We start from the raw sequence: 18,739 nt of genomic DNA on the forward strand, positions 1-18,739 counted from the left end.
GATACCATGGACGCAGCCAGACTCTACGAGGCCTGCCGGTCCGGCCTGTTCTTTCTTGCCGGACCGTGCGCCATCGAAAGCCGCGAACTGGCGCTGGAAGTCGCCACGGAACTTGCGGCCGTGGCCGAGCGCCTTGACGTGACGCTGATCTTCAAGAGCTCTTTCGACAAGGCCAACCGCACGTCCGTGACCAGCTTTCGCGGTCCGGGCATGGCAAAGGGGCTTGAAATTCTCGCTGAAGTGAAGGAGGCCACCGGACTTCCGGTGGTCACCGACATTCATATGCCGGAGCAGGCCGCGATAGTGGCCGAAGTAGCCGACGTCATCCAGATTCCGGCTTTCCTGTGCCGCCAGACCGACCTTCTGGTGGCCGCCGGGGAGACGGGTAGGATCATTAACGTCAAGAAAGGCCAGTTCCTTGCGCCATGGGACATGGAGAACGTGGTCGGCAAGCTGCGTTCAACGGGCAACCAACATATCTGGCTGACCGAGCGCGGTGCCATGCACGGCTACAACAATCTGGTGGTGGACTTCCGTTCAGTGCCGGAAATGCACGCCTTTGACGTGCCCGTGGTGTTTGATGCAACCCATTCGGTGCAGAAACCCGGCGGGCAGGGCAGCTCTTCCGGCGGCAACCGCGAATATGTCCCTGTTCTTGCCAAGGCTGCTGTGGCTGCGGGCGTTGACGGCGTATTCATGGAAGTGCACCCAGACCCGGACAAGGCTTTGTGCGACGGACCGAACAGTTTGCACCTCAACGACGTGGAGCAGCTCATGAAGACGCTTCTGGCCATCCGCGAGGTGGCGGCATGACCCGGGCAATCAATCTGGCAGCAAAGACGAAGCTCCTTGTGTTGGACTGCGACGGCGTGCTCACCGATGGCGGGCTGTACTATGATGAGTCCGGGCTGTGCATGAAGCGATTCAATGTTCAGGACGGGCTCGGCATCAAGATCGCGCAGGCCGCAGGGCTTGAAGTGGCCGTCATCACCGGACTGGACCAGAAGCCGGTGGAACGGCGGGTCCGCGAGTTGGGTATCAAGCATTATTACCCCGGCAATCATGAAAAAGTTCCCCTTTTCATGGAGATATGCGACAAGGTTGGCGTGAGGGCCGAAGAAGCGGCCTTTTTTGGCGACGACTGGGTGGACGCCGGTGTGATGAAAGCAGCCGGATTCGCCATGGCCGTCCCCAACGCGGTGCCGGAAATCCTCAAAATGGCCGACTGGATCTCCGACAGGCGCGGCGGCGAAGGTGCGGTGCGCGAGGCGATCAGTTTTATCCTCAAGCATCGCGGGCTGTTGGATCAGCAGTGGAAGAGGTGGGCCGATTGAGCTTTTCGCTGCGCCCCGTCCTGCTCTGGGGGGCAATCTTTCTGAGCGGTATCGTGTTCGGCTACATTGTGACGCAGTACACATCCACGTCCGACGATGCCGCGAAGCCGGAAAATGAGTCCGTCAGCATGACGGACAGCCCGCTGGTGTCCAACGCAGAGATCAATGCGGAGGACATTTTGCTGGAGCAGGGCAGTGACGGTACGCTTGACTGGAAGCTGCAAGCCCGAACCGCCTCGTACGATCAGGACAAGAAGCTTGTGGTGGTGGAACGTCCACAGCTGACCGCCTACTTCGGCAAGGACCGCAAGGAAGTGTATGTCCGCTCGGATCGCGGTGAAGTCGACCAGAAGAACGACAACCTCACACTCTATGACAACGTCGATGGCCGTTTCGGCATGTTCTCTGTAAAAGCCAAGAATTTCGATTACGTTGGTGCCATCGACAAGGTGGTCATCAAGGGTGGCGTCACCGTGGCCCGCCCGGACCTTGAAGTGAATGCCACTGCGGTGGAAATCGACCTGTTGAGCCGGGAAATGGTTGCGGCGGGCGGCGTGAGCGCCGTTGTCAGCACCAGTGCCGTGTCGGTCGAGGAAGAACTGGAGCAATAATATGGTGCTGAAGAGAGTCATCCTTCTTCCCATGGTCCTTTTCATGTTGCTGGCAAGCCTGCCCGCGTCTGCTGCGGATTGGGGCGAAGTCCGCCGGGCCGAAGTAAATCTGAATGTCCGTGAGGGCCGCAGTCCGAAAACCAAGCACGTCAAGACCCTGATGAAGGGTGACACGGTCCGGGTTGATTTTCTCAAGAACGACTGGGTGGCGGTGTTTGACCTTGATGCGCCCGTGCGTGACGAGAAACGGGCCATCGCTACGCCAATGTGAAGTATCTCAAGCTGGTGAAGCAGCCTGCCGCCACGAAGACTCAGCCTGCGGCCAAGCCTGAGCCTGCTCCGGCACCGGCGGAAGGGGCTGGAGCCGTGGTTGCCGATATCCAGCAGACCCCGCCTGCGCCGGTTGCTCCGCAGGGAGTGCCGGTCAAGATCAGTTCGGATCGCATGACCTACGACGAAAAGAAGCAGGTGGTCTCCTTTGTCGGCAATGTGGTTGCGCTTCACGAAGGGTTGACCCTCAAGGCCGATCAGGTTTCCGCGTTCTTTGTCGCCGGAGACAAACGCTTTGACGTGCAGGGCATCGACCGCATCGTTGCCAACGGCAATGTCCACGCAGAAAAGGGCAAGACCTCCGGCGAGTGCGGCAAGCTGACCTATCTCGTTGCCAAGCGACTGCTTATCATGGAACAGGACCCGGTCCTGCGCGACGGTCCCAACAGCATTACGGGCGAAAAGATTCGTTTCTATGCGCGGGAGAACCGTAGCGAAGTCGTTGGCGGCGACGGCAAGCGGGTGGAGGCAGAATTCTTTGCGCCCAAGGGCCTTGAGGTGCAGTAGATGACCAAAGGCCTCTCCGCAGCCAACCTCAGCAAACGCTACGGTCACAAGGAGGTTGTGCACGGCATCAACCTCAAGCTCGGACAGCAGGAAGTGGTCGGGCTGCTCGGTCCCAACGGGGCGGGCAAGACCACCACGTTTTACATGCTGGCCGGGATCGTGAAGCCGTATTCCGGAACGGTCTATCTCAATAGCAAGGAAATCACCGCGTTGCCCCTGCATGAGCGTGCGCGACTCGGAGTCAGCTACCTTCCGCAGGAGAGCTCCATCTTCCGCAAGCTGACGGTGCGCCAGAACCTTGAGATAATACTCGAGCAGACTTCCATGACCGGCGCGCAGCAGAGAAAGCGCGCCGATGAACTCATGGAGATGTTCACCATCACCAAGCTGGCCGATCAGGCGTCCATGTACCTCTCCGGCGGCGAGCGCAGGCGGCTTGAGATTGCCCGTGCGTTGATAATGGACCCGGACTTCATACTGCTCGACGAACCGTTTGCAGGAATCGACCCCATCGCGGTCATCGATATTCAGGAGATTATTTCCGTACTTAAGAGTCTTGGGATCGGAATTCTCATCTCTGACCATAATGTCAGAGAAACCTTGAATATTTGCGACAGGGCCTACCTTGTTTACGAAGGGACGATCATCCTTGAAGGCACTCCTGCCGACATCGTCCAGAGTTCGCGCGCCCGCCAGATATACCTCGGCGAAGACTTCTCTCTCTAGCTTTTTTCAAGACTTTCCACCTTTGGCCGTTTACACCCGGCCTGAAGGTTGGTACAGTTTTTTCGTGATTCGTGTAGCAGTTGCGTAATGGTAACAGTTGCACACAGTTAGTAACGTTGCCGCATGTGCTTTATCAGCCAATGCATGGAAAGTGTTCCAGTTCACGTTGCTATTTGCTGAAAAAATCATACAGTTGAAAAAACGGTACTGAAACACCGCTACGAATAGAGAGCAATATGGGCCTGGAACTCAGACAACAACTCAAGCTGACCCAGCAGTTGGTCATGACGCCGCAATTGCAGCAGGCTATCAAGCTGTTGCAGATGTCGCGTCTTGAACTGGTGGAAACCGTGCAGCAGGAAATGCTCGAGAATCCGTTTCTTGAGGAGTCCGAAAACGAGGTGGCCCAGGAAGCTTCAGAGCCCGAATCCGATGCGTTGAAGGAGGCAGGAGAGGCCACTGACGAAGCCGCCATGCGCGACGCCGATTGGGACAACTACCTCGGCGAGTTCTCCAGCACATCCAAGCAGGCCCAGACCCGCGAGTACGAATCTCCGGAAGAAGGGCTTTCCTTTGAAGCCCGTCTTGCGGCCAAGCCGTCATTAGAAAGTCATCTGAGCTGGCAGCTCAGGCTCTCCGACTTCACCGAGCAGGAAGTTGCCATCAGTGATGTTATCATTGGCAACCTCGACAATAACGGCTATCTTCAGGCTACGATGGAAGAACTCCTTGATATGCTTCCCGGCGCTTCAGGTGAACTGATAGAATCGGTCATTGGTCGCATGCAGCGACTTGATCCGGTTGGCGTTGCTGCCCGTACGCCGCAGGAGTGCCTGTTGGTGCAGATGGAAGTCCTCGGCATCAAGGACCCGGTTCTCGAATCGCTTGTGACCGAACATCTCGAAGACCTTGAAAAGCATCGTTACAAGCCGCTTGCCCGCAAGTTCAAGATTTCCCTCGACGAACTCAAGGGGTACCTGGACGAGCTTCAGAAGCTCGATCCTATGCCCGGTGCCAGCTTCTCCAGCACCGAGCCGCATTACGTCAGTCCGGACGTGTATGTATACCAATATGGCGACGAGTTCGTGATCGTTCTCAATGAGGACGGTCTGCCGCGTCTGCAGATGAACCAGTTCCTTGCCGAAACGGTGCAGGGCAGGGCGGACCTTGAGAAGGACTATTTCAAGGAAAAGATGGCCTCGGCGGCTTGGCTCATGAAGAGCCTGTATCAGCGTCAGCGCACGCTCTACAAGGTCATGGAAAGCATCGTGAAGTTTCAGCGGGAGTTCTTTGAAGTCGGCGTCACCAAGCTCAAGCCGCTGATTCTCAAGGAGGTGGCCGAGGACATCAACATGCACGAGTCCACGGTCAGCCGCATCACCACGAGCAAGTATGTTTCGACGCCGCACGGCATTTTCGAACTCAAGTTTTTCTTCAATAGTGCCCTCGACCTCGGCGATGGTTCGCAGGTCGGATCCGAGAGTGTGAAAGCGCTCATCAAACAACTCATCAGCGAGGAGGACCAGAAGAAACCGCTCAGCGACGAAAAACTCGGCGAGATTCTCAAGGAGCGTCTGGACGTGAACATCGCCCGCAGGACCGTTGCAAAATACCGTTCTGCACTCGGCATTCCGTCTTCGTCCAAGCGCAAGAGCTATTTCTAGCAAAAAGCTTGTTCATTCCTCAAAACCAGGAGGGTATTCTATGAATATCAGCTTCACCTTCAAGCACTTTGACCCGTCCCCGCATCTTCGGGAATATGCCAACAAGCGTTTCGCCAAGCTTGGCAAGTACGTCAAGGATGTTGATAATGCGGAGCTTCAGGTGAACCTGCTGGTAGAGAAGTTCCGTCACAAGGCGGACGTCATCCTCGATGCCGATACCATGCATCTCTCGGCGGTCGAGGCCTCCGAAGACATGTACGCCACTATCGACATGGTACTGGATAAGCTTGAAGCGCAGCTGCGCAAGCAGCGTGAAAAGATGAAGGGCAAGACTCGAAAGGCCCGGCAGGAGCGTGAGGTGAGAATGGATTACCTCTCGTTCATGGAAGATCGCAGCATCGCACCGACCATCGTGGGTACGGACAGCTATCTTCCCAAGCCCATGTCCGTGGACGAGGCTGCCATGCAGCTGGACACACTGGACCACGAGTTTCTGGTCTTCCGAAATAGCGAGACTGAAGGAATCAACGTCATTTACAAGCGCGACAACGGTGACTTCGGCCTTATCGATCCCGGAAGCTAATCAATGAAACTCGGCGACTATCTTGAACAAGATCTTGTAATCCCCGAACTGGCCTCGGCCGATAAGGCCGGGGCCCTCGGGGAACTGGTTGCCCCTCTCGGCAAGCGGTTTCCTGAAATAGATACCGATGCGGCCTACAGGGTGCTTCTGGAGCGGGAAGGGCTTGGAACCACCGGAATCGGGGACGGTATTGCCATTCCGCACGGCAAGCTGGACACCCTCGAACGCATTGTGGTCGTGGCTGGCAGGAGTATTGATGGCGTCAACTTCGACGCCCTAGACTTCAAGCCCTGCCACATTTTCTTTCTGGTTCTGGCTCCCGAGCAGGTGGCCGGAATGCACTTGCGAATTCTTGCCCACATCTCCAGAATTCTCAAAGACGAGTCCTTCCGAAAAGGGTTTATGGAAGCCGCATCCGGCGATGAACTCTGGAAGCTACTCAAAAACTCCTGAATGCCATGACATCACGCACAACCTTTCCGGTCGTCATCGTCACCGGCCTTTCCGGCGCGGGCAAAAGTACGGCAATCCGGGTCTTTGAAGACCTCGGATTCTTCTGCGTAGATGGCCTGCCGGTGAGCATGGCGCCGAAGCTGACGGAACTGTTTCAGGTCAAAGACCCCAAGAACCGCGGCCTCGCCCTTGGTCTGGACCTGCGACAGGATGACTTCCTCGACGAATGGAATCAGGCGCTTGAGGAAATGGAATCCCTTGGGGCCAGCGTGGAAGTGTTTTTCGTGGAGGCGCGCCTTGATACGCTCGTCACACGCTATGCCATGACCCGCAGGCCGCATCCGCTGGAAAGCGCCAGCCTCGGGCTGGAACAGGCGCTGGAAAAAGAGCGTGACCTGCTGGACCCCATCCGTCATCAGGCCGCGCTGGTCATTGACTCCACGCAGTATTCGGTTCATGACCTCAGGCGGACGATTCAGGAAAAGTGGTCCACCGTTAAGGAACCGGCCAAGGGTATGCGAATCCATATCCTGTCCTTTGGGTTCAAATACGGCATGCCCATTGAGGCAGACCTCGTCTTTGACATGCGATTCCTGCCGAATCCGCACTTTGAAGAAGAGCTGCGCCCGCTGACAGGACAGACAGAAGTCATTTCCGACTATGTGCTCAAATCCGAGCCGGGAAATGAATTTATAAAGAAATTTAAAGAGTTCGTAGGATACATTCTGCCTCTTTATGCAGAAGAGGGCCGCTACAGAATCACGATTGCGATAGGCTGTACCGGTGGGCGGCACCGTTCGGTGGCAGTGTCTGAGAATCTTTTCAATGACTTGAAAGAAAAGGGATATTCGGTCACTCTTGAGCACCGACACATGGACTTGGGGTAATGTTATGTCCGAAAAGAAGGAAAATCCCGGCGCGGGCGTGCTTCTTGTTACGCACGGCGTCTTCGGAAAGGAACTCATAAACGCGGCAAGCAGTGTGCTCGGCCCTCAGGAAGGGCTTGAATCCGTTGCCGTCGATGTTGAGATCGGTGTAGACGAGACCGTGGAAGCCATCCGCGGTGCGCTCAAACGGATCGATTCCGGAAAGGGAGTCCTCATTCTCACAGACCTTTTCGGCGGTTCTCCGACGACGCTGAGCCTCTCGCTTCTCAAGACCGAGAACGTGGAGGTTGTCACCGGCGTGAACCTGCCCATGCTCGTCAAAGCCTTGCAGTCACGCCAGATGCAACTCACCAAGCTGGCGCAGGAAGCATCCGAGGCTGGAAAGCAGGGCATCAAGGTCGCAGGCGAACTGCTGCGCGGCAAGGGGCGAAAACAGGGGAAACATTAGATGGTGCTCATCCGGATCGACAATCGTCTCATTCACGGACAGGTGATAGAGTCGTGGCTCCCTTACACCGGGGCCAAAACCATTGTCGTGGCCAATGACGAGCTTTCCGGCGACATCATGCAGCAGCAGATCATGTCTCTGGCAATTCCCGGCAACATTGAATGTCATTTCGTTCAGCTTGAGGAGTTGGGCAGCCAACTGGACACCATGAAGGCTTCCGAGGTTCTGGTGCTGGTGTCCAATTGCGCCGACGCCCGACGCGCCTATGACAGCGGATGGTCGTACGATGACCTGAACATCGGCAACGTCCATTACAGTCCCGGCAAAAAACAGATTTCACCGAGCGTGGCGCTCTCTCCGGAAGAGGAGAACTGTTTGCGGTATCTCTTCAGGAAAGGCGTTTCCCTCGATTTTCGCTGCGTCCCCAACGATCCCGTACAGGTGAGGTTCCCGTCATGATGGCATCGCCGTTCATCTGGTTCGCTGTCGTCGCTTTTTTTTTTGCCCTGTTTGCGCTCTTCAGAAGCACGGTAAGCATCGGGCTCCTTGAGCGTCCACTGGTGATCGGCCTGTTCTGGGCGCTGGTGACCGGACGGTTCGAGACCTGCATGGCCGTGGCCATTTTTTTCGAACTTTTCTGGCTCGACCTCCTTCCGGTCGGCACGTTTATCCCCCCCCATCTCACTGCAGCCGCGTTCGCAGCTCTGGCACTGACCATCTGGTTCGACGTTGTAAACGCATCCAAGGTTCTGATCATTCTGTTTGCCTGCATGCCGCTTGCGTGGCTCGGGGCACAGTTGGAAGGGGTACAGCGGATGCGCGAGAAGAAAAGCTACAACCTGCTGCTAAACTGGTCCAGAAAACCTGACAGGGCAGAGCTTCCCGGCAAGCTCATTCTTCGCTCCGCACTCGCGTACTTCTCCTATTCGTTTGTCCTTTTCTATCTAATAATGATCGTTTACGTTCATGGCCTCGAATACCTGCTGCCAAAGCTGAGTCCGCTTCTTTCTGGGCTCAAGATCACATGGGCTCATCTGCTCATCGCAGCCACTCTTGGCGGGGTCATGGCGCTGCGCCTAAGGCGCGCATATGCTGTGCTTTTTGTCTGTGCGGGGCTTGTGCTGTTTTTCTCATTCCGGCATGCATTCTGACTTGGCAGCCGGAGGACTTTGTGATAAATGGAACATTCTTGAATTTTGGAAGAGCCCGTAGTGGTAGAAAAATCCATTTTAGGAGGAGTTAATATGGCTATCGTAGTTGTTGGACACAAAAACCCGGATACCGACACCATTGCTTCCGCCATCGCGGTTGCAGACCTCTGGACCAAGCGCGGCCTGGAAGCCAAGCCCATCGCACAGGGTGAGATCGCTCCCGAAACCGCCTTCGTTCTCGAAAAGTTCGGTTTCTCCGCCCCGGAAGTCATGACCGACGCCACCGACCAGCAGATCATTCTGGTCGACCACACCGACCTTTCCCAGTCCATGGACAACCTGGAAAAGGGTGAAATCGTGGCCGTCGTCGACCACCACAAGCTGGGCGACGTCTCCACCCCCAACCCGCTCGAAATGTGGGTCTGGCCCGTGGGCTGCACCGGCACCGTCATCAAGGCCATGTACGACTTCTACGGCATCGAAATGCCCAAGAACGTCGCTGGCATCCTGCTCTGTGCCATCCTCTCCGACACCGTCATGTTCAAGTCCGTCACCTGCACCGACGCTGACAAGAAGGCTGTTGAAGAACTGGCCAAGCTCGCCGGCGTTTCCGACGTGATGGCTCTCGGCATGGAAATGTTCAAGGTCAAGTCCGCCGTTGACGGCGCTTCCGCCAGCGAACTGGTCTTCCGTGACTACAAGGACTTCGACATGTCCGGCAACAAGGTCGGCATCGGCCAGCTGGAAGTCGTGGACCTGTCCATGCTCGACGCTCACAAGGAAGCCCTGCAGGCTGAAATCGAGAAGGTCAAGGCCGACGGCCGCCACTCCGTTTTCCTGCTGCTCACCGACATCATGAAGGAAGGCTCCGAAATGCTGATCGCCTCCGATGACGCTTCCGTCGTCGCAAAGGCTTTTGACGGCATCAAGGTTGAAGGCAACTCCGTGTGGCTTGAGGGCGTCATGTCCCGCAAGAAGCAGGTTGCTCCCAACTTCATCAAGGCTTTTGAAGGCTAATTGACCGACAAGAGCTTGTTCTAGCGCAAAGTCAGGCCCGGTGCGATTGGCGCACCGGGCCTTTTCTTATGCCTTTTATCAAGCAGAGCATTCCATTTGTTCCAAGTATTCGCTATGTTCGACGCTGATTTCAGCAATGTACGCAACAGGAGAGCGCATGGGACAACTCGGACGTAAACTGGTCATACTCGCGGCACTGGCCGTGATTGCGCTGCTCTTTTTTTATTTCGGGCTTCATGAGCACCTGACGCTCGAACAGATCAAGGAATCGCAGGCCGAATTGAACAGGCTTTATGCAGACAAGCCACTTCTGGTCATCGGCGCCTTTGTCGGAATCTACATCCCTATGGTCACGCTCAGCCTGCCCGGAGCCACCATCCTTGCTCTCGCTGCCGGGGCCATGTTCGGCGCATTGACAGGGACCGTCATTGTTTCCTTTGCCAGTACAATAGGCGCGACACTGGCCTGTGCGATCTCGCGTTACATCCTCGGCAACTGGGTTCAGGCCAGATTCGGCGACAGGCTTGCCAGAATCAATAGAGGAATTGAGCGTGAAGGCGCGTTCTATCTATTCACCATGCGTCTGATTCCGATTTTTCCGTTCTTCGTGATCAATTTGGTCATGGGGCTGACCGAAATGCCGCTTCGAACGTTCTACTGGGTGTCGCAGGTGGGGATGCTGGCCGGAACATTTGTTTTCGTCAATGCGGGCAGTCAGATAGCCCAGATTGAGTCCGTCTCCGGCATCCTGTCGCTAGACTTGATTCTCTCTTTTGCATTGTTGGGACTGTTTCCGCTGATCGCCAAGAAGGCCATAAACTTCTACAGGCGGAAAACAGGCCGTTCGCAGACAGGGCTCTAAAGTGAAGTCAATAAAACTCACTGACATATCCAATGAGATTCGTTCACAATGTACGGATTGCGGCGCGTGTGTCGCCGGATGCGCGTTTCTCAGGGAACACGGAACGCCTGCTGGTATTGCTGCATCTCTGGAGGAAGCGTCGCCGCACCCGGAGGTTGCATTCGAGTGCAGTCTGTGCGGACTGTGCGGCGTGGTCTGTCCCGAAGGACTCAACCCTGTCGGCCTGTTCCTTGCCATGCGCGAAAAAGCGTGGGCCGAGGGGCGAATAGACCGTAAGCGCTACGAACCAATCATTCGATACGAGGCGGCAGGGACGTCTCGCTGGTTTTCCAGTCTGCATACGCCTGCTGGTTGTGACACGGTGCTTTTCCCCGGATGCACGTTGCCGGGCACTCGGCCCGGAACCACCACCAAGCTGCTTCGCCTGCTGCAAAACCTCGTCCCGTCGCTTGGCGTCATGCTCGACTGCTGTCACAAGCCGTCCCACGACCTTGGCCGACGCGAGTTCTTCTCCAAGCAATTCGGTGCAATCTCTCACAGGCTGAAAGAGCGTGGCATAAAGCGCGTGCTGGTGGCCTGCCCCAACTGCTTCAAGGTCTTTCGGCAATATGGGGAAGGGCTTGAGACGGTTTCAGTTTACGAGATTCTTGCCGATCAAGGTAACGAATTCGAAGCCGCCTCAAGTATGGCCGTTTCGTTGCATGACCCTTGCCCGTTGCGTCATGAGCCGCAGATTCACGAGGCTGTGCGTGTCTTGGCCAGTCGAAACGGGCTGGATGTCGTCAAGAGCAAGCGAAAGCCTTCTCGGACGCTCTGCTGCGGAGAAGGGGGCACGGTTGCGGCGGTCCGGCCCGATCTGGCTGGCAAATGGACCGAGCGGTGCTCCAGACAGGCTGGCGGCAACCCCATCATTACGTACTGTGCGGGCTGTGCCGGATTTCTGTCACAAAAAAGCAGCGCGTATCATTTGCTGGATGCCATGTTTTATCCCGAAGAAGTGCGGCAGGGCACGTTCAGGCCGGTGCGATCCCCCATGACCTATCTCAATCGACTCATTCTGAAGCGAAGCTTGAAAAAGGAATTCAAATAAAAAGGCCCCGCATGGCGGGGCCTTCGTTGTTTTCCGTTCCGGGTGCGTTGTTTACAGCTGCTTGGCGGCCTTGCGGATGACACGGAGGAGCTGGTTGGTGAAACCGGCCTCGTTGTCGTACCAGATGATGAGCTTGAGCTGGGTGTCGCCCATGATGCGAGTCAGGGGGGCATCCACCACGCCGCCGAAAGTGGATCCCATGTAATCAACGGACACGAGCGGTTCCTCGGTGTAGCCCATGGATTCGTTGGCTGCCGCCTTGAGCGCCGCGTTGACCTCTTCGGCAGTGGCCTTCTTTTCCATCTCGACCACGAGGTCCACAAGGGACACGTTTGGGGTCGGCACGCGGATGGCCATGCCGTCGAGCTTGCCGTTCAGTTCGGGCAGTACGAGGCCCACGGCCTTGGCCGCACCGGTGGTGGTGGGGACCATGTTGATGGCACAGGCGCGGGCGCGACGGATGTCCTTGTGGGAACCGTCAAGAATGCGCTGGCTCATGGTGTAGGAGTGCACTGTGGTCATGATGCCGTGCTTGATGCCGAACTTGTCGTTCACGACCTTGACGACGGGCGCCAGACAGTTGGTGGTGCAGGAAGCGGCGGATACGATTTTGTGCTCCGGCTTCATGTCGTCATCGTTGACATTGTAGACAACGGTGACGTCGGTTTCCTTGCCGGGGGCGGAGATGATGACGCGCTTGGCTCCGCAGGCCAGATGCTTTTCGCTGCTTTCGCGATCGGTAAATTTTCCGGTGGTTTCGATGACCATGTCGCAGCCGAGTTCCCCCCAGGTCCACTCACCGGGAGCTTTGCGCGTCACGGCAATCTCACGGCCGTTGACGCTGAAGCCGTTGGCCGTGGCCTCGACCCCCTCAAAGGTGCCGTGCACGGAGTCGTACTTGAGCAGGTGGGCGAGGTCTTCGTTGGACGCACGGGCGTTCACCGCAACGATTTCAAGGTCTTTGTCGTCGGCCAACAGACGGGTCAGGTATCTGCCGATTCTACCGAAACCATTGATGCCAAGCTTTATAGCCATGTCTTATCCTCCCGGAAAGGTTGAATTCCATTATGCCCTTTGAGCGCGAAAACAATACAAATGCAATTATTATTCGTCAACGGGGTTCTCGATCCCATGATCGTTGAGCATGGTGAGCGCGTCCCTGTCGGTGAAGTCGAAGTGCAGCGGTGTCAGGGTGATATAGCCATCGGTAAGCAGTGCGCGGTCCCGGTCCGGGCTGATGGATTCGGGCGGGATGACGCCGTCCAGCCAGTAATAGGGTCGCCCTCTGGGGTCGATACGGCTGTCGTAAACGTCATTGTACGATGCTCGGGTGTGCGGGCAGGTGCGCAGCCCTTTGGCTTCTTCAATGCTTCCCTTGGGATAATTCAGGTTCAGCACGCACTTCCCGGGCAGTTTTCTCCACGGAATCTCAGGAATCAGGCTGACTGCGTGACGGGCCTGCCCCGAAAGATCGCCGGGGTTGAAGTCGTCGAAGGACACGGCCATGGAAGGCAGGCGCATGAGCGCCCCTTCGGTTGCGGCCGAGACCGTACCGGAGTAAAGGATGTCCACGCCCACGTTCGCCCCGGCGTTGATGCCGGAGAGGACGAGCTCGGGGGGACTGTCCAGAAGGGTGGAGAGCGCCAGTTTGACACAGTCCACGGGAGTGCCGTAGACACCTTGTCCCTGGAAGTGGTCTTCCTGAAAGTCTTTTACCTTCAGGGGCATACTCAGGGTCACGGCGTGACCCACGGCAGATTGTTCCGTCACCGGAGCCACCACGCGCACGCTGTGCCCGGCCTCGATGAGGGCATGGTACAGTGCCCTGAGTCCGACGGCTTGTATGCCGTCATCGTTGGTCAGAAGAATGTTCATCAACAGCTCCGAATTTGACAATTCGTGTGAAATCAGGTTCATAAATGCTGACGGCAGCATTCAATCCCAAAGCCCCTGACAGGGCTCCGCTTATCGGCGGGGTACCTCAACTTACAACCAATGGCAACAACAGTGACGCAAAAGTCGCATTACATACGTGATATAGTACCCGGTGAACGGGTCCGCGACCTGTTCCTGATCGCCCGGGCTGACCTCGGGCAGTCGAGAAACGGTCCGTACTGGAACATCCACCTGCAGGATTGCTCCGGCAAGGTCGAGGCCAAGATATGGAACCCGCTCAGCCAGCAGTTTGCGAGCATCGAAACCGGTTCCATCGCCCTGATCGAGGGGCTGGTCGAGACCTACCGCGACAAGCCGCAGGTCCGTATCGATTTCATGGACCTCTCGCCGTCCGGGAACGGTCACGACATCGCCCAGTTCATGCCCGCGGCCAGACGGTCCGCTGAAGAAATGATGGAGGAGCTGGAAGATCTCGTCACCGAGCACATGAAATACAAGCCGTGGAAGAAATTCTGCCGCAAGGTGCTCAGGAGCGAAGATATCCGGCAGAAGTTCATGACCGCGCCCGGGGCAAAGACAGTCCATCACGCCTACATCGCCGGACTGCTGGAGCATACACTCGGCGTGGCGAAGCTCTGCATGGCCATGTGCGATGTTTACGAGACGCTCGACCGCCAGACGCTTCTGGCAGGGGCCATCTTCCACGACCTCGGCAAGGCTTGGGAGCTCACCAGCGGTCCTGCGCACGAGTACACGGACGAAGGCAAGCTGCTCGGGCACATTCAGATGGGTCAGGAAAAACTTGAACCGTTCCTTAAACGTTCCAAGGACCTTGAAGAGGGCCTCAAGCTGCACCTGCGCCATCTGATTACCAGCCATCACGGTGAGCATGACTTCGGCTCCCCAGTGCGGCCCAAGACGCCGGAAGGCTTTGCCCTGCATTTTGCGGACAATATGGACGCGAAGATGAACATGATCGACAAGGCCTACGAGGACATGGAACAGGCCGGACAGGAGTGGTCCCCGTACCTGCGGTTCCTTGAGCGCGACATTTTCCGCCCCACGCGTACCCCCGACCCGGCGCGCGCCAAGGCCAACAAGGAGAAGAATCAATGTTTATTACCTTTGAAGGGATAGAGGGAACCGGCAAATCCACGCAGTGCAAGCTGCTCAAGGAGTACCTCGAATCCCGTGGGATGGAGGTCCTTCTTACCTGTGAGCCCGGTGGCAGCCGGATCGGTGCCGAGCTTCGCAAGATGCTGTTGAGTACCGACAACAGGGACCTGACTTCGCTCACCGAGCTGTTCCTTTATCTGGCCGACCGCGCCCAGCACATTTCCGAGATAGTCCGTCCCGCGCTGGAAGAGGGCAAGGCCGTCATCTGCGACCGTTTTGCCGACTCCACCGTGGTCTATCAGGGCTACGGACGGGGGCTGGACACCAAGATGCTTCACCATCTCAATGAGGTGGCCGTGGACGGCACCTGGCCGGAGCTGACGCTGTTGCTCGACCTCGACGTGGAAACAGGCCTGAAGCGGGCCATGACCCGAAATATCCAGAAGGGCATGACCCAGAAGGAAGGGCGCTTCGAAGCCGAGCACGTCTCGTTTCACAATCGCATCCGGGAAGGCTACCTTACATGGGCGGCGGTAAACCAGAAGCGTTTCAAGGTTGCGGACGCCTCCGGCACGCCGGAGCAGGTCTTTGAACAGATCAAACATTTTATAGAGCAGCGGTTTTTTGAAGAAAACAAATAATATCATTACAGTATTGAGACATGACCACCACGGGGCGACGACCGGTCGTCCCGTGGTTTTTTTTCCTGTTATTTTCATGTTGTTATGCTAGGTTGTAGACTCTCGACAAGACGTCAATGATGAAGAGCCTTGCATGACACAGAACGGATGTTCACTCCCATATGAAAAAGCCTGCGACTGGCGGCAGTGCCTCCTTGATACCGCGCAATACGCGCTGGTGATGGCTGGTGTCTGCTGGCTACTGCTGGCGGGGTCCGAGCGCCTCGGCTACAACTGGCAGTGGTACCAGATTCCCAAGTATCTCTTCACCATGGGCGAGGAGGGCTTCCGCGCCGGTCCGTTGCTTGACGGGCTGCTGGTGACCTTTCAGATAACCGCCGCGAGTATGGGACTTGCTTTTGCCGTGGGGCTGGCAACCGCGCTGTTTCGAATGTCCTCGTATGTGTCGCTGCGGACCGTGGCGAGGGTTTACATGGAATTGATCCGTAACTCGCCACTCCTGATCCAGCTTTTCTTCATCTATTTCGTTATAGCCCCGGTTTTGGACATGAGCGCGTTCTGGGCCGCGGTGCTGGCGCTTAGCCTGTTCGAGGGCGCCTACGCATCGGAAATCTTTCGCGCAGGCATTACCTCCATCGACAAGGGCCAGTTCGAGGCCGCGCGAGGGCAGGGCATGGGGCCGTACGTCATGTACACCTACATCATCCTGCCGCAGGCCATCCGGCGCATCCTGCCGCCGCTGACCGGGCAGGTGGTCTCACTGGTCAAGGACTCGGCGCTGGTGAGTACCATCGCCATCATGGACCTGACCATGCAGGGGCAGAACATTGTTGCCGAAACATTTTTGACGTTTGAAGTCTGGTTCACGGTGGCGGCCATTTATCTGGCTGTGACGGTGACCCTTTCACGTCTGGCAGCCGTTATGGAAAAACGGCTGATGTTGACATAAAACCGAAAAGGAGTTGACCATGACAATCTGGAGAACAGTAGCCATAGGGCTCGTAGCTATGATCGTCATTCTGGGGGTGTCGCACGTCTCCTACGCTGCGGACGACACGCGTCAGGACCTTGCCCAGAGCAGTACGCTTGAAAACGTGATGAAGCGTCAGGCCATCCGTGTCGGTTTCGACACTTTCAAGCCTTGGGCCATGAAAGACAAGAACGGCAAGTACATCGGGTTTGAAATCGACGTGGCCACCAAGCTGGCCGAAGACATGGGCGTCAAGCTCCAGCTCGTTCCCACCCAGTGGAACGGCATCATCCCGGCACTGCTGGGCGGCAAGTTCGACATCATCATCGGCGGCATGACCGTTACGCCCAAGCGAAACCTCAAGGTCAACTTCTCCATACCATATGAATTTTCCGGCATGAGCATCGTGGCCAGCAGCAAAAAGGCTGGAAAGAAAACCACGCTTGCCGAGTTCAACACGCCGGAAACCATCATAACTGTCCGCATGGGCACCACCGCCCACGTGGCCGCCAAGAACTTCCTTCCCAAAGCGCAACTCAAGGTCTTCAGCGACGAATCCCAGACCATTCAGGAACTCCTGAGCGGTCGGGCGCAGGCGCTGGTGGCCTCGAATCCCCTTCCGGAGTCTCTTGCAGGAGAATATCCGGACAAGCTCTACATGCCGCTTTCCGAGGACTTTACCCGCGAACCCATCGCCTTTGCGGTGCGCAAGAGCGACTATGATTTCACGAACTTCCTGAACAACTGGATTCGCGTGAACTTCTCCAGCGGCTGGCTTCAGAACCGGTATGACTACTGGTTCAAGTCCAAGGAATGGGAATCTCAGCTTCAGTAGCTCTGAACGATCTTGCAACAGCCTGAATCGCCAAGAGCGAAAAAACGCATATTCAGGCCGCTCGACGTCATCGTATTCGTCGTCGTGGCAGGGCTGGTGGTGTGGTTTGTCCAGAAGACGGCCACAACGCTCGACTATCACTGGAAATGGTCGATCATACCCCAGTACCTGCTACGCACGGACGAGGCGTCGGGCGGCCTTGTCCCCGGTCTTTTGCTTCGGGGCCTGTTCACCACCCTTCGGTTGAGCATCTGGGGCGGTCTGATCGCCATGCTTCTCGGATTGGTGTTTGGCCTCATGCGCGTCAGTCCGCGCCTTTTTTATCGCCAGCTTGCCACGACCTATGTGGAGCTGGTTCGCAACACGCCGCCGCTGGTCATCGTCTTCGTGTTTTATTTCTTCATTGGCGACCAGCTCATGTCGTTGATGCACATGGACGCGCTCGTGGTGCATCTTTCTTCCGAGCCGCAGACCGTCATCCCGATCCTTTTCGGGCCTGTTGAGCAATTGCCGCAGTTCGTTTCCGCCACCATCACCATAGGCCTGTTCGAGGGCGCATATATTGCCGAGATCGTCAGGGCAGGGGTGGAGTCGCTGGAGCGCGGCCAGTGGGAGGCATCGTGCGCTCAGGGCTTCACGCGCCGTCAGCAGCTCAGATTCATCATCCTGCCGCAGGCGCTAACCCGGATGCTTCCGGCGCTGGCAGGACAGTTCATTTCGACCATCAAGGATTCCTCGATCGTGGCCATTATTTCCATTCAGGAACTCACCTATCAGGGTTTGCAGATCATGGCCGCCACATACCGTACGTTCGAGATATGGATTACCATTCTGTTGCTGTATTTCGTGCTGACATTTTTGTGCTCCACGCTTGTGGATGCTCTTGAGCGGAAAGTGAACGCCAACGGGGTGCATCGCTTTGACAGGTAGAGCGGAAAAGAGCATAAGAATACTTCGTGCCTACCACCTGAAATGCAAAAACTATTCGGAGGCTCCATGAGTAAGGATATCAAGATTTATGCTCTCAGCACGTGCGTGCACTGCAAAAACGCAAAAAAGTATCTCGACGAGTGCGGCGTGAAATACAACTGCACGTTTGTGGATAAGCTTGAGGGCGATGAGCGCCGTGAGACCATCGAAGAGGTCAAGGGGCACAATCCCGCAGTTTCCTTCCCCACCATTGTCATCGGCGACAGCGTCGTGGTCGGGTTCAATAAGGACAAGATCGACAAGGCGCTGGAGGATTAGCCATGGAGGCCCGCGAGCTGTTTGAAGCCCTTAAGAAGATTCAGGAGCCTAAGGGATATTATTTCAACAAGGACGAGGAGATGACCCTGCAACTCCTCGAAAGCCTTTTGGAAAACAAGGAAAAACTCGGGTACATGGCCTGTCCGTGCAGGCTTGCCAACGGCAGCTTCGAGGCGGATAGGGATATCATTTGTCCCTGCGAATACCGTGAGCCGGACGTCAAGGAGTACGGAGCCTGTTTCTGTGGCCTGTATGTTTCCAAGGAATGGAACGAAGACGCCATTGAGAAGGAAGTTGTTCCCGAGAGAAGACCTCCGGAAAAAATCATTTTTTAGACAGCCTAATGAAAACGGCCGCTCCAGATCTGGAG

The 18,739-nt window shown here is 56.5% G+C and carries 25 protein-coding genes; 23 read left to right on the forward strand and 2 right to left on the reverse strand.

Translation table 11 applies throughout. The features are described from left to right. The first annotated feature begins 6 nt into the window (after window positions 1-6). The 16 genes from kdsA to JCM12178_RS00560 all read left to right on the forward strand — a co-directional run bounded on the left by kdsA (window position 7) and on the right by JCM12178_RS00560 (window position 11,663). Window positions 7-813 (forward strand): 3-deoxy-8-phosphooctulonate synthase, encoded by an 807-nt coding sequence (gene kdsA, locus JCM12178_RS00490; RefSeq protein WP_054648031.1) that lies wholly within the window; start codon window positions 7-9, stop codon window positions 811-813. Continuing rightward, window positions 810-1,334 (forward strand): KdsC family phosphatase, encoded by a 525-nt coding sequence (locus JCM12178_RS00495; RefSeq protein WP_054648032.1) that lies wholly within the window; start codon window positions 810-812, stop codon window positions 1,332-1,334. Before kdsA ends, JCM12178_RS00495 begins: the two co-directional genes overlap by 4 nt. After that, window positions 1,331-1,945, forward strand: coding sequence for an LPS export ABC transporter periplasmic protein LptC (gene lptC, locus JCM12178_RS00500; protein WP_245628512.1), 615 nt, complete (start codon window positions 1,331-1,333; stop codon window positions 1,943-1,945). Before JCM12178_RS00495 ends, lptC begins: the two co-directional genes overlap by 4 nt. A 1-nt stretch (window position 1,946) precedes the next feature. Then, window positions 1,947-2,216, forward strand: a complete 270-nt coding sequence (locus tag JCM12178_RS19045) for an SH3 domain-containing protein (protein ID WP_245628514.1) — start codon at window positions 1,947-1,949, stop codon at window positions 2,214-2,216. Continuing rightward, window positions 2,213-2,782, forward strand: a complete 570-nt coding sequence (locus JCM12178_RS00505) for an LptA/OstA family protein (RefSeq protein ID WP_245628515.1) — start codon at window positions 2,213-2,215, stop codon at window positions 2,780-2,782. The genes JCM12178_RS19045 and JCM12178_RS00505 overlap by 4 nt, the downstream gene beginning before the upstream one ends. Further along, window positions 2,783-3,508: an LPS export ABC transporter ATP-binding protein gene (lptB, locus tag JCM12178_RS00510; RefSeq protein ID WP_054648033.1), complete on the forward strand. Its 726-nt coding sequence runs from the start codon at window positions 2,783-2,785 to the stop codon at window positions 3,506-3,508. Window positions 3,509-3,744: 236 nt separating this feature from the next. After that, a complete protein-coding gene (gene rpoN, locus JCM12178_RS00515; RefSeq protein WP_054648034.1) occupies window positions 3,745-5,172 on the forward strand; it encodes an RNA polymerase factor sigma-54 in 1,428 nt (475 codons plus the stop codon). Window positions 5,173-5,212: 40 nt separating this feature from the next. Next, on the forward strand, window positions 5,213-5,755 hold the full coding sequence (gene hpf / locus JCM12178_RS00520; RefSeq protein ID WP_054648035.1) for a ribosome hibernation-promoting factor, HPF/YfiA family: 543 nt from the start codon (window positions 5,213-5,215) through the stop codon (window positions 5,753-5,755). A 3-nt stretch (window positions 5,756-5,758) separates the two neighbouring features. Then, window positions 5,759-6,208, forward strand: coding sequence for a PTS sugar transporter subunit IIA (locus JCM12178_RS00525; protein ID WP_054648036.1), 450 nt, complete (start codon window positions 5,759-5,761; stop codon window positions 6,206-6,208). Between the two features lie 5 nt (window positions 6,209-6,213). Beyond that, complete coding sequence (rapZ, locus tag JCM12178_RS00530) at window positions 6,214-7,095, forward strand: RNase adapter RapZ (protein ID WP_054648037.1); 882 nt, start codon at window positions 6,214-6,216, stop codon at window positions 7,093-7,095. Between the two features lie 4 nt (window positions 7,096-7,099). Continuing rightward, window positions 7,100-7,543: a PTS sugar transporter subunit IIA gene (locus JCM12178_RS00535; RefSeq protein WP_054648038.1), complete on the forward strand. Its 444-nt coding sequence runs from the start codon at window positions 7,100-7,102 to the stop codon at window positions 7,541-7,543. Continuing rightward, a complete protein-coding gene (locus JCM12178_RS00540) occupies window positions 7,544-8,002 on the forward strand; it encodes a PTS sugar transporter subunit IIB (RefSeq protein ID WP_054648039.1) in 459 nt (152 codons plus the stop codon). It begins immediately after the preceding gene. Continuing rightward, the gene (locus tag JCM12178_RS00545; RefSeq protein ID WP_245628517.1) at window positions 7,999-8,694 is read left to right on the forward strand and encodes a PTS sugar transporter subunit IIC; all 696 of its coding nucleotides are present in this window, start codon (window positions 7,999-8,001) and stop codon (window positions 8,692-8,694) included. The genes JCM12178_RS00540 and JCM12178_RS00545 overlap by 4 nt, the downstream gene beginning before the upstream one ends. Before the next feature lie 93 nt (window positions 8,695-8,787). Then, complete coding sequence (locus tag JCM12178_RS00550) at window positions 8,788-9,711, forward strand: manganese-dependent inorganic pyrophosphatase (RefSeq protein WP_054648040.1); 924 nt, start codon at window positions 8,788-8,790, stop codon at window positions 9,709-9,711. 157 nt (window positions 9,712-9,868) lie between these two features. Next, entirely contained in the window at window positions 9,869-10,573 is a 705-nt protein-coding gene (locus JCM12178_RS00555) for a TVP38/TMEM64 family protein (RefSeq protein WP_054648041.1), read from the forward strand. Window position 10,574: 1 nt separating this feature from the next. After that, window positions 10,575-11,663 carry a (Fe-S)-binding protein gene (locus tag JCM12178_RS00560; RefSeq protein WP_083465658.1) on the forward strand — a complete coding sequence of 363 codons (1,089 nt, stop codon included), beginning with the start codon at window positions 10,575-10,577 and terminating at the stop codon, window positions 11,661-11,663. Window positions 11,664-11,714: 51 nt separating this feature from the next. Here JCM12178_RS00560 and gap read toward each other — a convergent pair whose 3' ends face one another. Both gap and surE read right to left on the reverse strand, forming a co-directional pair. Further along, window positions 11,715-12,698 (reverse strand): type I glyceraldehyde-3-phosphate dehydrogenase, encoded by a 984-nt coding sequence (gene gap / locus JCM12178_RS00565; protein ID WP_054648043.1) that lies wholly within the window; start codon window positions 12,696-12,698, stop codon window positions 11,715-11,717. Between the two features lie 69 nt (window positions 12,699-12,767). Further along, the gene (gene surE, locus JCM12178_RS00570) at window positions 12,768-13,538 is read right to left on the reverse strand and encodes a 5'/3'-nucleotidase SurE (RefSeq protein WP_054648044.1); all 771 of its coding nucleotides are present in this window, start codon (window positions 13,536-13,538) and stop codon (window positions 12,768-12,770) included. A 132-nt stretch (window positions 13,539-13,670) separates the two neighbouring features. Here surE and JCM12178_RS00575 point away from each other — a divergent pair, with 132 nt between their 5' ends. The 7 genes from JCM12178_RS00575 to JCM12178_RS00605 all read left to right on the forward strand — a co-directional run bounded on the left by JCM12178_RS00575 (window position 13,671) and on the right by JCM12178_RS00605 (window position 18,704). Continuing rightward, window positions 13,671-14,696, forward strand: coding sequence for a 3'-5' exoribonuclease YhaM family protein (locus JCM12178_RS00575; protein WP_245628520.1), 1,026 nt, complete (start codon window positions 13,671-13,673; stop codon window positions 14,694-14,696). After that, on the forward strand, window positions 14,672-15,316 hold the full coding sequence (tmk, locus tag JCM12178_RS00580; RefSeq protein ID WP_054648155.1) for a dTMP kinase: 645 nt from the start codon (window positions 14,672-14,674) through the stop codon (window positions 15,314-15,316). Before JCM12178_RS00575 ends, tmk begins: the two co-directional genes overlap by 25 nt. A gap of 133 nt (window positions 15,317-15,449) precedes the next feature. Next, window positions 15,450-16,265, forward strand: a complete 816-nt coding sequence (locus tag JCM12178_RS00585; protein ID WP_054648046.1) for an amino acid ABC transporter permease — start codon at window positions 15,450-15,452, stop codon at window positions 16,263-16,265. Between the two features lie 19 nt (window positions 16,266-16,284). Next, window positions 16,285-17,121, forward strand: a complete 837-nt coding sequence (locus JCM12178_RS00590; RefSeq protein ID WP_054648047.1) for a transporter substrate-binding domain-containing protein — start codon at window positions 16,285-16,287, stop codon at window positions 17,119-17,121. Between the two features lie 12 nt (window positions 17,122-17,133). Then, window positions 17,134-18,051, forward strand: a complete 918-nt coding sequence (locus tag JCM12178_RS00595) for an amino acid ABC transporter permease (protein ID WP_054648048.1) — start codon at window positions 17,134-17,136, stop codon at window positions 18,049-18,051. Between the two features lie 66 nt (window positions 18,052-18,117). Beyond that, window positions 18,118-18,369 carry a glutaredoxin family protein gene (locus tag JCM12178_RS00600; protein ID WP_054648049.1) on the forward strand — a complete coding sequence of 84 codons (252 nt, stop codon included), beginning with the start codon at window positions 18,118-18,120 and terminating at the stop codon, window positions 18,367-18,369. A 2-nt stretch (window positions 18,370-18,371) separates the two neighbouring features. Then, window positions 18,372-18,704, forward strand: coding sequence for a ferredoxin-thioredoxin reductase catalytic domain-containing protein (locus JCM12178_RS00605; protein ID WP_054648050.1), 333 nt, complete (start codon window positions 18,372-18,374; stop codon window positions 18,702-18,704). Window positions 18,705-18,739 lie beyond the last annotated feature (35 nt).

Source organism: Salidesulfovibrio brasiliensis JCM 12178 (genome assembly GCF_001311825.1).
Taxonomy (GTDB): domain Bacteria; phylum Desulfobacterota; class Desulfovibrionia; order Desulfovibrionales; family Desulfovibrionaceae; genus Pseudodesulfovibrio; species Pseudodesulfovibrio brasiliensis.